The organism is Pseudomonas palleroniana, assembly GCF_022836895.1.
GTDB lineage: Bacteria > Pseudomonadota > Gammaproteobacteria > Pseudomonadales > Pseudomonadaceae > Aquipseudomonas > Aquipseudomonas palleroniana.
Genome location: NZ_CP092411.1, coordinates 1,129,142 through 1,143,806, shown reverse-complemented (window position 1 = coordinate 1,143,806; position 14,665 = coordinate 1,129,142). Strand labels below are relative to the sequence as shown.

Annotated in this window: 12 protein-coding genes; 5 read left to right on the top strand and 7 right to left on the bottom strand. The window is 61.0% G+C overall.

Annotated features, from left to right (window positions below; genetic code table 11):
- Window positions 1–4: 4 nt before the first annotated feature.
- The 4 genes from MJP36_RS05055 to MJP36_RS05040 form a co-directional block, all read right to left on the bottom strand.
- Window positions 5–1,045: an ABC transporter substrate-binding protein gene (locus tag MJP36_RS05055; RefSeq protein WP_060757291.1), complete on the bottom strand. Its 1,041-nt coding sequence runs from the start codon at window positions 1,043–1,045 to the stop codon at window positions 5–7.
- Window positions 1,046–1,088: 43 nt separating this feature from the next.
- Complete coding sequence (locus MJP36_RS05050) at window positions 1,089–2,201, bottom strand: ABC transporter ATP-binding protein (RefSeq protein ID WP_060757290.1); 1,113 nt, start codon at window positions 2,199–2,201, stop codon at window positions 1,089–1,091.
- Window positions 2,202–2,427: 226 nt separating this feature from the next.
- Complete coding sequence (locus MJP36_RS05045; protein WP_104994840.1) at window positions 2,428–3,057, bottom strand: response regulator; 630 nt, start codon at window positions 3,055–3,057, stop codon at window positions 2,428–2,430.
- Window positions 3,058–3,075: 18 nt separating this feature from the next.
- Complete coding sequence (locus MJP36_RS05040; RefSeq protein WP_161548727.1) at window positions 3,076–5,070, bottom strand: sensor histidine kinase; 1,995 nt, start codon at window positions 5,068–5,070, stop codon at window positions 3,076–3,078.
- A 77-nt stretch (window positions 5,071–5,147) separates the two neighbouring features.
- On the opposite strand from MJP36_RS05040, the gene MJP36_RS05035 reads away from it, so the two are divergent.
- Window positions 5,148–6,119 (top strand): alpha/beta hydrolase family protein, encoded by a 972-nt coding sequence (locus MJP36_RS05035; protein ID WP_060757287.1) that lies wholly within the window; start codon window positions 5,148–5,150, stop codon window positions 6,117–6,119.
- 3 nt (window positions 6,120–6,122) lie between these two features.
- On the opposite strand, the gene MJP36_RS05030 is transcribed toward MJP36_RS05035, so the two are convergent.
- The 3 genes from MJP36_RS05030 to MJP36_RS05020 are packed head-to-tail and all read right to left on the bottom strand — an operon-like array spanning window position 6,123 to window position 8,588.
- A complete protein-coding gene (locus MJP36_RS05030) occupies window positions 6,123–6,890 on the bottom strand; it encodes a TerB family tellurite resistance protein (RefSeq protein WP_060757286.1) in 768 nt (255 codons plus the stop codon).
- 1 nt (window position 6,891) lies between these two features.
- Window positions 6,892–7,566, bottom strand: a complete 675-nt coding sequence (murU, locus tag MJP36_RS05025) for an N-acetylmuramate alpha-1-phosphate uridylyltransferase MurU (protein ID WP_060757285.1) — start codon at window positions 7,564–7,566, stop codon at window positions 6,892–6,894.
- Window positions 7,563–8,588 carry an aminoglycoside phosphotransferase family protein gene (locus MJP36_RS05020; protein ID WP_205345412.1) on the bottom strand — a complete coding sequence of 342 codons (1,026 nt, stop codon included), beginning with the start codon at window positions 8,586–8,588 and terminating at the stop codon, window positions 7,563–7,565. Before MJP36_RS05020 ends, murU begins: the two co-directional genes overlap by 4 nt.
- 130 nt (window positions 8,589–8,718) lie before the next feature.
- Here MJP36_RS05020 and MJP36_RS05015 point away from each other — a divergent pair, with 130 nt between their 5' ends.
- Genes MJP36_RS05015 through rsmA form a run of 4 tightly spaced genes read left to right on the top strand, consistent with a single transcriptional unit; the run spans window position 8,719 to window position 14,642 of the window.
- Window positions 8,719–11,532, top strand: a complete 2,814-nt coding sequence (locus MJP36_RS05015; RefSeq protein WP_104994843.1) for an LPS-assembly protein LptD — start codon at window positions 8,719–8,721, stop codon at window positions 11,530–11,532.
- Window positions 11,507–12,847, top strand: coding sequence for a peptidylprolyl isomerase (locus MJP36_RS05010; protein ID WP_081087108.1), 1,341 nt, complete (start codon window positions 11,507–11,509; stop codon window positions 12,845–12,847). The genes MJP36_RS05015 and MJP36_RS05010 overlap by 26 nt, the downstream gene beginning before the upstream one ends.
- Window positions 12,844–13,833: a 4-hydroxythreonine-4-phosphate dehydrogenase PdxA gene (gene pdxA, locus MJP36_RS05005; RefSeq protein WP_244384990.1), complete on the top strand. Its 990-nt coding sequence runs from the start codon at window positions 12,844–12,846 to the stop codon at window positions 13,831–13,833. The genes MJP36_RS05010 and pdxA overlap by 4 nt, the downstream gene beginning before the upstream one ends.
- Window positions 13,830–14,642 (top strand): 16S rRNA (adenine(1518)-N(6)/adenine(1519)-N(6))-dimethyltransferase RsmA, encoded by an 813-nt coding sequence (rsmA, locus tag MJP36_RS05000; RefSeq protein WP_244384989.1) that lies wholly within the window; start codon window positions 13,830–13,832, stop codon window positions 14,640–14,642. Before pdxA ends, rsmA begins: the two co-directional genes overlap by 4 nt.
- Window positions 14,643–14,665: the final 23 nt, after the last annotated feature.

Here is a 14,665-nt window from a genome sequence, read left to right as displayed (position 1 = left end):
GGTGTTATTTGGCAGCCCAGGAATTAAAGCGCTGCTCCAACTGCTCGCCGTTATCCGCCCAGAAGCTCACATCGATCTGCACCTGGTTGGCGATGTTTTCCGGGGTGGTCGGCATATCCTTGAGGATGTCCTTGGCCAGCAACGGGACCGCTTGGGTGTTGGCCGGGCCGTAGGCGATGTTTTCCGAGTAGGTCTTCTGCTGCTGCGGCTGTACCGAGAAGGCGATGAATTTCTTTGCGGCTTCGGCACGGTCTTTCGCCAGGCCTTTAGGAATGGCCCATGCGTCAAAGTCGTAGATGCCGCCGTTCCACACCACCTTGAGGTTGCTTTCTTTCTGCACGGCGGCGATACGGCCGTTGTAGGCCGAACTCATCACGACATCACCCGAGGCCAGGTACTGTGGCGGTTGGGCGCCCGCTTCCCACCACTGGATCGACGGCTTGAGTTCGTCGAGCTTCTTGAATGCACGGTCCTGGCCATCTTTGCCGGCCAACACTTTGTAAACGTCCTTGGGCGCTACGCCGTCGGCCATCAGGGCGAATTCCAGGGTGTACTTGGCACCTTTACGCAGGCCGCGTTTGCCGGGGAATTTCTTGGTATCCCAGAAATCCGCCCAGCTGGTTGGCGCGGAAGCCAATTTGTCGGCGTTGTAGGCCAACACCGTGGACCACACGAAGAAACCCACGCCGCACGGCTGGATCGCGCCTTTTACGTAGTCCGCAGCATTACCGAACAGCTTGGGGTCCAGAGGTTCGAACATATCTTCGTCACACCCCCGGGACAACTCCGGCGATTCCACTTCCACCAGGTCCCAGGACACACTCTTGGTGTCGACCATGGCCTTGACCTTGGCCATTTCACCGTTGTACTCGCCGGCGACGATCTTGCCGTTGCCCGCGCTTTCCCACGGTGCGTAAAACGCCTTGACCTGAGCGGCCTTGTTCGCGCCACCAAAGGACACGACGGTCAGGTCCGGGCCGGCCATGGCCTGGGTCGCGCCGAACAAGCCGATAACCAGCGCTGAATACTTAAGGGATCTCAACATTGTTGTGCTCTCCACGTGCAGGGTTGGTGAAGCCATGGGGCGATCAATTCGCCTCTAGAAGTGGGTCGAGTGCGCGAACGTGCTCGACTTGCCAGCCAATCGGTACCACGTCGCCGACCGCCAGGGCCGGGTCCAGCTCGGCGATCGGTTGTTTCACAAAAAAATCGGTCTTGCCGCAGACTTCCAGACGCACGCGCACGTGGTCGCCCAGGTAGATGAATTCCGCCACCCGCCCCGAAAAACGATTGATGCAGCTTTCGCTGGAACCATTGAGGCTGACCCGCTCCGGACGCACCGACAGCGTCACCGGCCCGCCGACCTGACCTACGTTCACCGCCAGCGCCTCGACCTTCTCGCCGCGCGCCAGCTCCACGACGCAGCGCTCGCCGGTGTGGCTGTGCAAGCGGCCGTTGAGACGGTTGTTCTCGCCGATGAAGTTGGCGACGAAGGTATTTTTCGGTTCTTCATACAAGGTCCGCGGCGCAGCAATCTGCTGGATCTCGCCCTGATGAAACACCGCCACGCGGTCGGACATGGTCAAGGCCTCGCCCTGATCGTGGGTCACGTACACCACGGTCACGCCGAGACGCTGATGCAGGTGCTTGATCTCCATCTGCATGTGTTCACGCAGTTGCTTGTCGAGAGCACCGAGGGGTTCGTCCATCAACACCAGTTGCGGTTCGAACACCAGCGCACGGGCCAGGGCCACGCGCTGTTGCTGACCACCGGAAAGTTGCGCCGGGTAGCGTTGGGCGAAGGCGTCGAGCTGGACCATGCTCAGCACGCGCTTGACCCGCTCACTGATGTCGGTCTTGCTTAACGAGCGCACCGAGAGCGGGAACGCCAGGTTCTCGGCAACCGTCATGTGCGGGAACAGCGCGTAGTTCTGGAACACCATGCCGATATCGCGCTTGTGCGGCGGCACGTTATTGATGGAACGCCCGGCCAGGAGGATTTCACCGGCGGTCGGTGTCTCAAAGCCGGCGAGCATCATCAGGCTGGTCGTCTTGCCGGAACCCGACGGCCCAAGCAGTGTGAGGAACTCGCCCTTGCGAATCTCCAGGTTGAGGTCTTTGACGATCAGGTTCTCGCCGTCGTAGCTCTTCTGCACGCCACGAAAGCTGACCAGCACATCATTTGTATCCGCCTCGCTCATACCCGCACCTTTGTGTTTTGGACCGCAATGGAACAAGCGTAGTCCAGGCGCAAGCCCCCGGAAATCGGGGGCTGGGAGAGAATTGCATCAGCCGGTTGGAAGGTTGGGGGTAGGGATCGCCCTACAGCGATGGCGGGCACAGGACGGTGCAACTACAAGGGGTGAGCTGCAAGCGGCAAGAATGGGCTCGGTGATGGTTTGCAGGGTGTCGCTAATGGGCATGTCGTCAGAGCAGCCTGTGCTCCATGGCGTACTTCACCAGCTCCGCCAACGAAGTGATATTGAGCTTTTGCATCAACCGCGCCTTATGCGTGCTGATGGTCTTGCTGCTCAGCGCCAGTTGCTGGGCAATATCATTGACGTTGGCCCCCTGGGCCAGGCGTTCGAATACCGAGAACTCGCGCTCCGACAGCAACGAATGCAGCGGCCGCGTATCGGTCAGGCCGACTTCGAAGACCATACGGTCGGCCAGGTCGGGATCGATATATCGCCCACCGGCTGCGACCTTGCGAATAGCGGTCAGCAACAGCGCCGGGTCGCTGTCCTTGGTGGCATAACCCGCCGCGCCGACCTTGAGGGCGCGGGCGGCCATTTGCGCTTCATCATGCATCGACAACACCAGAATCGCCGGCGGATTGCCCAGCGCCCGGATGCGCGCAATGGCCTCCAGGCCGTTCACACCCGGCATCGAGATATCCAGCAGCACCACCTCGCACGTCACATGGCGCAAGGCTTCCAGCAACTGCTCGCCATTACTGGCTTCACCGACCACCTGCAGGTCTTTGGCCAGGCCGATCAATTGCTTGATGCCCTCTCGGACGATGGTGTGGTCTTCGGCTACCAATACGCGAATCACAGGTTTTTCCTCTTGTTGTCAGGCATCCAACGGCACCGTGACGCTCAGGGTGGTGCCTTCCCCCACTTCGCTATGCAGGCTCAGTTGCCCGCCCATCATCAGCACTCGCTCGCGCATACCGACCACGCCGAAAGAAACAGGGCGGCCGGGGGTTTCGACGAAACCGACGCCATCATCGCTGATGGTCAACCGCAGGTCTGCCCCCTCAATCACCAGGGTCAGCTCAACGGTATGCGCCTGGGCATGGCGCATCACATTGGTCAGTGCCTCCTGCAGGACCCTGAACAAACCAATGGCCTTGGCGTCACTCAGGGCCGGCAGGTTATCCGGAACCTGTACCAGGCAGGGAATTTGCGTGCGGGCTTCGAAGCGCCGGGCCTGCCATTCGATGGCCGAGGCGATGCCGGCGTCGAGGATCGGCGGGCGCAGCGCGGTGGCCACATCGCGCACCAGTTGGAACAACTGGGCGATCAGGCGCTTCATGCTGTTAAGCCGCTCATTCAGGCCAGGGTCGAGCTGCGCATAGGCCAATTCGCACATCGAGGTTTCCAGCTTGAGCACCGTGAGCATCTGGCCCAACTCATCGTGTACCTCGCGGGCGATGCGGGCTTTCTCTTCTTCGCGCACGGTTTCCAGGTGGGCGGACAATTCGCGCAACTGCGCTTCGCTTTGCAGCAAGGCGGCCACGTAACGGCGGCGTTCGGTGACATCGTTGAGGTACACCACCAGGTATTCGCCCTGAGCAAAACGCAGGAAACTCAAAGACACATCGGCGGGCAGGATACTGCCGTCGGCGCGCACGCAATCGGTGGCGAAGGTTTGCCCGCCCTCCTCGCTGGCGCGGGCGCGTCGCCACAGGTTGAGCCAGCGATCCATGTTCAAGGTCGGGTCGACCTCGACCAGCGGCCGCTCGATCAGCGCGCCCGGAGCGTAGCCGAGCATGCTTTCTGCCGCACGATTGGCGTAACGCACATGGCTGTCCCAATTGACCCACAGGATGCCGACCGTACTTTGATCGATGGAAAACTGCGTCAACCGCAGGGCTTCGGCACCGGCAGCGCGGGCGGCGCTTTCTTCCCGTGCCGCCAGCAAGTCGTGTTCCAGGCCGCGTTGCTGGCGACGCTGCCAGGCGACCATCGCGAGGCAGGCCAGCAAGCAGATTCCCAGCAACAGGCTGAGGTTCTTCCAGAAACCCGGGAATTCCGACAATCGCGGGTACTGGGGTTGCAGCCAGCGATTGTGCAACTGGTCCAAGTCTCGCGCGGGTATCGCCCGCAAGGCGCTCTGCATGAGGGTTGCCAGTTCCGGCCAATCGCGACGCGTGCCCACCCGCAGCAACTGTGGCAAGCCGATATCACCGACCACCGCCAGCCCCGCAAATTCTGCTTCGCCGGACAAGCGGCTCAGTTGCGCCTCATCCACCACGGCATACCGCGCTTGTTGGCTTACCAGCAACTGCAGGGCCTGGCGCTCCATGGGCACCCCTTGCAAGTTGAGGTTGGGATAGGTGCTGCGCAGGTAATCGGCCACGGCGCTGGGCATGCGCACGGCAATGCGCGATCGTTCGTCGAGTTTCTCCAGCTCCACTGCGCCGCCGCCTTCGCGGACGCCGACAATATGCTGAGGCACACGCATGTAAGGGTCGGTGAATAACCACAGGCGCAAACCCGCCGGGGTTTGCTGCAGGCCGGGCGCAATATCCACTTCGCCGTCGCGCACGGCGGCCTCCAACTGCTCCTGATCGGGAAAATTGCGCCACAACAGTTCGATATTCAGCGCCTTGGCCAGCCACTGCATCAACTCCACATTGGCCCCGGACAAGCGTTGCAGGCGCCGGTCGTATTGCGCGTAAGGTGCCTGCAACACCAGCCCCACGCGCAACTCCGGATGCTGGCTCAGCCACTCACGCTGCTGCGCATTGAGCTGTGCTTTCGGCGCAACGGGCGCAGGCGCGGCCGTTGCCATCAAGGCACAGCACAAACCGCCGATAATCAGCAGACAGCGAAAACCCATGATCCACGTCTCACATCACTGACAAATACTGACCAACCCATTAGGCTGCTGGAATCATTTCTGGCCGGGAATTAACGATGCCCTTTCACCACCGTTCGGCACTGCCAGCATTGTGCCTGTCGCTGCTATTTACCAGCGCCTTTTCTGTTCAGGCCGCTGACGCCCCCGCGCCCGCCGCCGAAAAACCTGCGGAGCGCCAAGCGCTGCCCGAGCGCAGCCAGGAAGAGGCCAGCGCGCTGGAGCGCAATATCCCACAACACGAGCAACAACAATTGCAGGCCGGCACCGATTCGTTCCTGGCCTTATGGAAACCCGCCAACAGTGCAGAACCGGAGGGGGTGGTGATTATCGTCCCCGGCGCCGGCGAAAATGCTGACTGGCCGCAAGCAATCGGCCCGTTGCGCCGCAAATTGCCGGATGCCAACTGGGGCAGCCTCAGCCTGTCGCTGCCGGACGTGAGCATGGACACCCTGCCGCCACGGGTGATCGAAGCGCCCAAGGCAACCGTCGACACCAGCAGCAAAGACGGCAGCACGGCCGCCAAGCCCATCGAACAAGCCGCCAGCGCCGAAGCCGAAGGCACAGACCCAGCGGTAGTGCCGGGTGCCGATGAACAGGACAAGACCGACGCCAAGCGTATTTTCGACCGGATTGACGCAGCCGTGGCCTTTGCCCAGACACAGAGCGCGCGCAGTGTGGTGCTGCTGGGCCACGGCACTGGCGCCTGGTGGGCCGCACGTTACCTGAGCGAAAAGCAACCGGCGCAGGTTCAGAAGCTGGTGCTGGTGGCCGGCAAAACCCCGGTGGGCCGCCAACCGGATCTGCAACAAGTGGCCCCGGCCTTGAAAGTGCCGACGGCGGATATCTTCTATCAGGACAATGCCCTGGACCGTAAAAACGCCCTGGCGCGGCTTCAGGCGGCCAAGCGTGGGAAGAATGAAGGCTATAAGCAGGTGTCACTCAAGACCCTGCCCGGCAACAGCTCGGCCGAGCAGGAGCAGTTGTATCGGCGGGTTCGAGGCTGGTTGAGCCCGCAAACCGTCGACTGAGGCTTACCGGAAATCGCGCCGTTCGCGAATCAACGCATAGGCGTTGTGCAACTCGCGGGTTCGCTCGGTTGCCTCGCGCACTTGCGCGGGGCTGGCGCCGGTGCCGGCAATCTTGTCCGGATGGTGACGGCTGAGCAGGCGGCGATAGGCACGCTTGATCACGGACGGCTCCGTAGTTGCGGTGACCCCCAGGATTCGCAACGCCTCCTGATAGGCCCCCCCTCGGTTCACCAGCGGCTTGCGCTCGGGGGTGTAATCGGACGCCAGTGCGTGCAGTTGTTGCGGTGTCCAACCCAGCCACTTGCCCCACTGGTCAATCAGGTCGCGCTCGGCGTCATCCGCTCTGCCATCGGCCCAGGCCATGCGCCAGCAGGCGCGCAGCACGCCCTCTGCCGCATGGGGCTGCGCCTTGAGCACGCGCAGATAGCTACGCACCCGATCGCTACCGGACTTGCCCCGGTTGAACGCCGTGATAGCGCGGCGCTGGGCGGGTTCGTTCATATCCAGTGCACGCATTTCCAGGCGCGCCTGCTGGATATGCCCATCCACCACCCGGCCATTGCTTTTGGCCAGTCGGCCCAGCAGCACAAACAGCAATTCGTCATTGCGCAGCGCCGGCCGGCCACCCAGGCGTTCGCGCAATTGCGCCCAACTCTGCAGTTGCAAGCGGCGATCCAGCGCCTGCCCCAACAATGCCCCCAACAAAGCCCCCGGAATGCTGGCAATGGCAAAGCCAGCCCCGGCGCCGATCAGCGTCCCTGGCCACAACATCTTATCGCTCCGCAGTCAGCAGGGTTTCGACCTGCGCCAGGCGCTCCAATGTCCCCACATCGATCCAGCGTCCCGCCATGTGCTCCCCCGTTACCAGACCTTTGCTCATGGCCGCCCGCAGCAGCGGCGCCAATTTGAAGGCACCGGCACTGCAACCCGCGAACAGTTGGGGGTCGAGTACCGAAATGCCACTGAAGGTCAGGTTATCGGCACCGGGCGCGGCATCATGAAGCAAACCCTGGTCCAGGTAGAAATCACCACCCGAAGGGTGGTGCGCCGGGTTATCCACCATCACCAGGTGGGCCAGGCCCTGAAGCGGCTGACGTAGCCGGGTGAAGTCGTAATCGGTCCAGATATCACCATTGACCACCAGGAACGGCTTATCCCCCAGCAACGGCAAGGCCTGGAAAATCCCGCCTCCGGTTTCCAGCGGTTCTCCTTCGGCCGAATACTGGATGCGCAGGCCAAACTGCGCGCCGTCACCCAGATAACTTTCGATCTGCTGACCGAGCCACGCATGGTTGATCACAATCTCGGTGAAACCGGCCTTCGCCAGTGCCTCCAGGTGATACTCGATCAGGCGCTTGCCGCCCGCTTGCACCAGCGGCTTGGGCGTATGCAGCGTCAGCGGGCGCATGCGCTCGCCTTTGCCGGCGGCCAGGATCATCGCCTTCATAGGCTCGCCTCGACCGGCTCGCGCAGGCTGGCAAGCAACTCACCCAGTTCGCGCAGTTCGGGCCGGTCTGCAAGCACCGCTTCTATATAAGCAAAGAAGCGCGGCACATCCGCCAGATAGCGCGGCTTGCCGTCGCGGTGGCAAATGCGCGCAAAGATGCCGATGACCTTGAGGTGGCGCTGCACGCCCATCAGGTCGCTGGCACGCAGGAAAGCCTCGAAGTCGGCGTGCACGGGAATGCCCAACTGCACGGCACGCTCCCAGTAGCCACGCTGCCATTCGCGCACACGCGCCTGGGGCCAACTGAGGAATGCATCCTTGAACAGACAGGTAATGTCGTAGGTCACCGGGCCGTAGACTGCATCCTGGAAATCCAGCACGCCAGGGTTGGGCTCGCTGATCATCAGGTTGCGCGGCATGTAGTCGCGGTGTACCAGCACCTTCGGCTGGGCCAGGGCGCTGTCGATCAGTTGCTCGCTGACGCGTTGCCAGAGATCGCGCTGGCGAGTATCGAACTCGATACCCAGGTGCCGGCGAACGTACCACTCAGGAAACAATTCCAGCTCGCGACGCAGCAAGGCAACGTCATAGCTGGGCAGTGGCGCATCCATCGGCAACTGCTGAAAAGCCAGCAGCGCATCGATGGCATCGGCAAACAATTGATCGGCGTTGTCGGCGTCAATCACGTCCAGATAGGTTTTTCTGCCCAGGTCATTGAGCAAAAGGAAGCCGCGTGGCAAATCTTCTGCATAAATTTTGGGTACGTTTATCCCCGATTTCGCCAGTAGATGCGCAATTTCGACGAAAGGTTTGCAGTTTTCCTGGGGCGGTGGCGCGTCCATGACCACGAACGTATGTGCCCCTCCCTCCCAGCGGAAATAACGCCTGAAACTCGCGTCGCTACTGGCCGCGGTCAATGTGGCCGGGGGTACGGCACCCCAACCCTGGGCGTTGAAAAGGATTGGCAATTGCTCATCCAGCCAGACTTCCAGCTGTTGTAAACGTAGATCTTGCTCGGGCATTACAAGGGTCTCCGACGGCGCTAGCCGTCAAGCGGGGCATGCTTTATTATCACGCATCTTTTTCAGACCATCGAGAGGCGTGCGGCCCAAACCGCGGGCAGATGGCACGCAGGAAGCCCGGACTAATAAGATGGCATTGAAATCCCCCGCGTTTCGTAGAAAATTTCCGTTGCTGGTAACCGGCAGTCTGCTGGCCATGCAACCTTTCGCCACCTCATTCGTGGTCGCCGCGGAACAGTATGACTGCTCAGTCTCTGCTTCGGGTGCCTGGGATTGCGCGCCGAAAACCGCCGCAGCCCCATTGCCGCCACGCCCGGTGCATGATGGCTCTGCCGTCAGCTCGGCAAACGGTACGCCACAAGGCGAAACCGGCAGCAGCGCCGACGCCGAACCCAAGACCATGCTGGTCACCGAAGCCAAGGGCCGTGGCCTGCGTTCGCGCAGCGCCGACTACAGCCACCTGGACTGGGTGCCTCGCGAGAAGCTGACCGCCGCCCAGCTGGCCGAAACCGGCCCGTATTGCGGCGGTGCGTACATCGAGCCGATGCGTCCTGGCATGAACGACAAGACAGCCAAGAGCGACGCACCGACGTTCATCGGCGCCAAGGCTTCTCGTTACGAGCAGGAACAACAGATCGCGACCTTGGCCGGTGACGTCGTCATGCGCCAGGGCAGCATGCAGATGGAAGCCCAGGAAGCCAGCCTGTATCAGGCCGAGAACCGTGGCGAGCTGAACGGCAACGTTCGCCTGCGCGACAACGGCGCCCTGATCGTGGGTGACCATGCCCAGGTACAGCTCGATACCGGTGCGGCGCAGATCGACAACGCCGAATACGTGATGCACAAGTCGCGCATCCGCGGTAACGCCCTGTACGCCAAGCGTGCCGAAAACGCGATCATCCGTCTCAAGGACGGTACGTACACCACCTGCGAGCCAGACAGCAACGCCTGGCAGCTCAAGGGCAACAACATCACGTTGAACCCTGCCACCGGTTTCGGTACGGCAACCAACGCGACGTTGCGGGTCAAGAACATCCCGATCCTCTACACCCCTTACATTTATTTCCCGATCGACAACCGTCGTCAATCCGGCTTCCTGCCGCCGAGCTTCAGCACGGGTGGCGAGACTGGCTTTACCCTGGTTACGCCGTACTACTTCAACCTGGCACCGAACTACGACGCCACGTTGTACCCGCAATACATGACCAAGCGCGGCCTGTTGATGGAAGGCGAATTCCGCTACCTCACCAAGTCCAGTGAAGGTCAGTTCGGCGGCGCGTACCTGAACGATGACAGCGACGAGCGGAAAAATCAGACCGACTACGAAAAAACTCGCTATATGCTCAATTGGCAGCATAAAGGTGGGTTGGATTCACGCCTGACGTCCCAGGTCGACTACACGAAGATCAGCGACCCTTACTACTTCCAGGATCTCAAGACCTATGAAGAAGGGGTTCAGAACCGTGACTTCCTTAACCAGCAAGGCTCCCTGACGTACCGGGGCGACTCGTACCAGGCCCGCCTGAACGTTCAAGCCTACCAATTGGCGACGATTTCCCAGATCACGCCGTATGATCGACTACCGCAAATCACCTTCAACGGTATGTTGCCGTATCATCCGGGCGGATTGAATTTCACCTATGAGACGGAAGCTGCCCGGTTTGAGCGGAGCCTTGAAAATGGCACGTTCACCGATGAAAACGGCGTCGTATCACCGCGACTGGATACTTATGTTACAGGCCTGACCCGTGCTAACGGCACACGCCTGAACGTTGCGCCAGCCGTAGAGTACCCAATGAACTGGACCTACGGTTTCATTACGCCGAAGCTCAAGTACGTTTATACCAAGTACGATCTTGATCTGGATGGCACGGGTAAAAACCAGATCATCGCTGCGCAAGCTGCCGCAGCGGCTACTGGCACCCAATATGCCGGTGGCGAATACAAGAGCTCCCAGGACCGTGCAATTCCGGTCGCAAGTATCGACAGTGGCCTGTACTTCGATCGCAATACCAATTGGTTCGGCAAAGATTATCGCCAGACCCTGGAACCGCGTGCGTACTACCTTTATGTTCCCAACAAGGACCAGAGCGATATCCCAGTATTCGATACCAGCGAATACTCGTTCAGCTATGCCTCGCTGTTCCGCGACAACCGCTTCAGCGGCAATGATCGGGTCGGCGATGAGAACAAGCTCTCCCTGGGTGTGACCAGCCGCTGGATCGAAGAAAACGGCTTCGAACGTCAACGTGTGTCCGTGGGCCAAGCGTTGTATTTCAAGGACCGTGAAGTCCAACTGCCCGGCGTCTTGGCTGCCGACCGTGCCGACGCACAGTCGAACGTATCGCCTATCGCTCTGGACTATGAGTTCCGCTTCAATCGCGATTGGCGTGCGACCGCCGACTACAACTGGGACCCTGACAGCCACAGCCCTCGCTCCGGCAGCGCCATGTTCCACTACCAACCGGAAGACAACCCGAACAAGGTCGTCAACCTGGGTTATCGCTATCGCAACGACCAGGTGGTGTACAACCAGCTGACCGGCAAATGGCAGTTCGGTGGTGACTACGGGCAGCCAGGCGACCCGAATTTCGTGAAGGATTACTACAAAATCCAGCAACACGACTTCTCGATGATGTGGCCGATCGTTCCGCAGTGGAACCTGATCACCCGCTGGCAGTATGACTACGCCCGCAACCGTACCCTGGAAGCCTTCGGTGGTTTCGAGTACGACAACTGCTGCTGGAAACTGCGCGTTATCAATCGTTACTGGGTTTCCAACGACGAATATACCCAGATCGCCCCCCTTAACGAAAAGGGTGACCACGGGCTCTTCTTCCAGATCGTCCTTAAAGGACTCGGCGGCCTGACCGGCTCCAAGGTAGAGAGCTTCCTCGACAAAGGCATTCAAGGTTATCGTGAACGTGAAGATCAAGCTTTCTGATTGTCTGCGCCCGCTCGTGCTGGGCGCGCTGTTCCTGGGTACCGTATCGGCACACGCGGCCGTTCAACAGCTGGACAAAGTTGCGGCCATTGTCGATAACGACGTGATCATGCAGAGCCAGCTGGACCAACGGGTCAAGGAAGTGCAGCAAACCATCGCCAAGCGTGGCGGCGGTGTGCCACCGACCAGCGTTCTGGAGCCTCAGGTGCTGGAGCGCCTGATCGTCGAAAACCTGCAACTGCAGATCGGCGAACGTTCCGGCATCCGTATTTCGGATGAAGAGTTGAACCAGGCCGTCGGCACCATCGCTCAGCGCAACAACATGAGCATCGATCAGTTTCGCGCCGCCCTGGCTCACGATGGCCTGTCCTATGAGGACGCTCGTGACCAGATCAAGCGTGAAATGATCATCAGCCGTGTGCGTCAGCGTCGTGTGGCGGAGCGGGTCCAGGTTTCCGAACAGGAAGTGAAGAACTTCCTGGCTTCGGACCTGGGCAAGATGCAGCTCTCCGAGGAACTGCACCTGGCCAATATCCTGATCCCGACGCCGGACAGCGCCAACGCTGAGCAACTCAATGCCGCCGCGGCAAAAACCCAGGCCGTTTACGACCGCCTGAAGGCTGGCGCTGACTTTTCCCAGACCGCCATCGCCGTATCCGGCAGCGATAACGCCCTGGACGGTGGTGACATGGGCTGGCGTAAAGCCGCTCAGTTGCCGCCGCCGTTCGACCGCGAACTCAGCGCAATGCAAGTGGGTGATATCACCCAGCCTGCCCGTACGCCAGGCGGCTTCATCATCCTCAAGCTGTTGGGCAAGCGTGGCGGCGAGACCTCGCTGAAAGACGAAGTCCATGTTCGTCACATCCTGGTCAAGCCAAGTGAAATCCGCACCGAGGCACAAACCAAGGAGCTGGCGCAGAAGATCTATGACCGCATCGAAGGCGGTGAAGACTTCGCCACCCTGGCCAAGAGCTTCTCGGAAGACCCGGGTTCGGCGCTCAACGGCGGCGACCTGAACTGGATCGACCCGAAAGCCCTGGTGCCGGAGTTCCAGGACGTGATGGCCAAGACCCCGCAAGGCGTGCTGTCCAAGCCGTTCAAGACCCAATATGGCTGGCATGTACTGGAAGTCCTGGGCCGTCGCGCCACCGACAACACCACCCAGGCTCGCGAGCAACAAGCCCTGACCGTGCTGCGTAACCGCAAATACGACGAAGAGCTGCAAACCTGGTTGCGCCAGATCCGTGACGAAGCCTACGTTGAGAACAAGCTGCCAGGCGCCGAGCAAACAGGCACCAACCAGGCAAGCCAGTGAAACCCCAACGTTTTGCAGTCACACCCGGCGAGCCGGCCGGCATTGGTCCAGACCTCTGCCTGCTGCTCGCCTCGCAGCCCCAGCCACACCCCCTGATTGCCATTACCAACCGCGACCTGCTCCTTGAGCGGGCTGCGCAGTTGGGTGTGGCCGTCAACCTGCTGGACGTGGCGCCGGGCAACTGGCCTGATGTGCCGGCCCCCAAAGACAGCCTGTATGTATGGGATACCCCGTTGCCGGCCAAGGTGGTTGCCGGGCAACTGAACAAGGCCAACGCGGCCTTTGTACTGGAAACACTGACCCGCGCCGGGCAAGGCTGCATGAACGGTGACTTCGCCGGCATGATCACCGCCCCTGTACACAAGGGTGTGATCAACGAGTCCGGCATCGCCTTCTCCGGCCATACCGAATTCCTCGCCGAACTGACCCATACCGCTCAAGTTGTGATGATGCTGGCGACTCGCGGCCTACGCGTTGCCTTGGTGACGACGCATCTGCCGCTGCGTGAGATTGCAGACGCCATCACCGCCGAACGGGTGGAGCGTGTCACACGCATCCTGCACGCCGACCTGCAACAGAAATTCGGCATCGCCCAACCGCGCATCCTGGTCTGCGGGCTCAACCCCCACGCCGGTGAAGGCGGCCACTTGGGCCATGAAGAAATCGACATCATTGAACCGACATTAGAGCGCCTGCGCCAAGAAGGCATGGATCTGCGTGGTCCACTGCCTGCGGACACTCTGTTTACCCCCAAATATCTGGAGCACTGCGATGCAGTGCTGGCGATGTACCATGACCAGGGGCTGCCCGTGCTGAAATACAAAGGCTTCGGCGCCGCAGTCAACGTGACATTGGGCCTGCCGATAATCCGTACCTCCGTCGACCATGGCACTGCCCTGGACCTGGCGGGCAGCGGCAAGATCGATACCGGCAGCCTGCACGTGGCCCTGGAAACCGCCTACCAGATGGCCGAGACCCGTATATGACTGAGCACTACCAACACCGGGCGCGCAAGCGCTTCGGGCAAAACTTCCTGCACGATGCGGGTGTAATCGACCGCATCCTGCGCTCCATCCATGCCAAGCCCGAAGACCGCCTGCTGGAAATCGGCCCGGGCCAGGGCGCACTGACCCAGGGCCTGTTGGCCAGCGGCGCTCAACTGGACGTGGTTGAGCTGGACAAGGACCTGATCCCGATCCTCAACCAGCAGTTTGCCGGCAAGTCCAACTTCAACTTGCACCAGGGCGACGCACTCAAGTTCGACTTCAACAGCCTCAACGCCGCGCCTAACAGCCTGCGTGTGGTCGGTAACCTGCCGTACAACATTTCCACACCGCTGATTTTCCATCTGCTGAACAACGCAGGGATCATCCGCGACATGCACTTCATGCTGCAAAAGGAAGTGGTTGAACGTCTGGCAGCAGGTCCGGGTGGGGGTGATTGGGGTCGCCTGTCGATCATGGTCCAGTATCACTGCCGCGTGGAGCACTTGTTCAACGTCGGCCCTGGGGCGTTCAATCCGCCACCGAAGGTTGACTCGGCCATTGTGCGGCTGGTGCCTCACGCCGTACTGCCGCATCCCGCCAAGGACCATCGGTTGCTGGAGCGCGTGGTGCGTGAAGCATTCAACCAACGTCGCAAGACCTTGCGTAACACGCTCAAGGCGCTGCTGAGCAACGCCGAGATCGAAGCCGCCGGCGTCGATGGCGGCCTGCGCCCGGAGCAACTGGACCTGGCTGCGTTCGTGCGCCTGGCCGACCAGCTTGCCATCCAACCGCCGCCCGCCGCAGACTGAAGCCTGCCTCTGTGGGAGTCGGC

Coding starts and splice junctions, on each gene's coding strand:
- MJP36_RS05050 (WP_060757290.1), bottom strand. CDS start 2,201: ATGAGCGAGGCGGATACAAATGATGTGCTGGTCAGCTTTCGTGGCGTG.
- MJP36_RS05030 (WP_060757286.1), bottom strand. CDS start 6,890: ATGTTGTGGCCAGGGACGCTGATCGGCGCCGGGGCTGGCTTTGCCATT.
- MJP36_RS05015 (WP_104994843.1), top strand. CDS start 8,719: ATGGCATTGAAATCCCCCGCGTTTCGTAGAAAATTTCCGTTGCTGGTA.
- MJP36_RS05040 (WP_161548727.1), bottom strand. CDS start 5,070: ATGGGTTTTCGCTGTCTGCTGATTATCGGCGGTTTGTGCTGTGCCTTG.
- MJP36_RS05020 (WP_205345412.1), bottom strand. CDS start 8,588: ATGCCCGAGCAAGATCTACGTTTACAACAGCTGGAAGTCTGGCTGGAT.
- rsmA (WP_244384989.1), top strand. CDS start 13,830: ATGACTGAGCACTACCAACACCGGGCGCGCAAGCGCTTCGGGCAAAAC.
- MJP36_RS05055 (WP_060757291.1), bottom strand. CDS start 1,045: ATGTTGAGATCCCTTAAGTATTCAGCGCTGGTTATCGGCTTGTTCGGC.
- MJP36_RS05035 (WP_060757287.1), top strand. CDS start 5,148: ATGCCCTTTCACCACCGTTCGGCACTGCCAGCATTGTGCCTGTCGCTG.
- murU (WP_060757285.1), bottom strand. CDS start 7,566: ATGAAGGCGATGATCCTGGCCGCCGGCAAAGGCGAGCGCATGCGCCCG.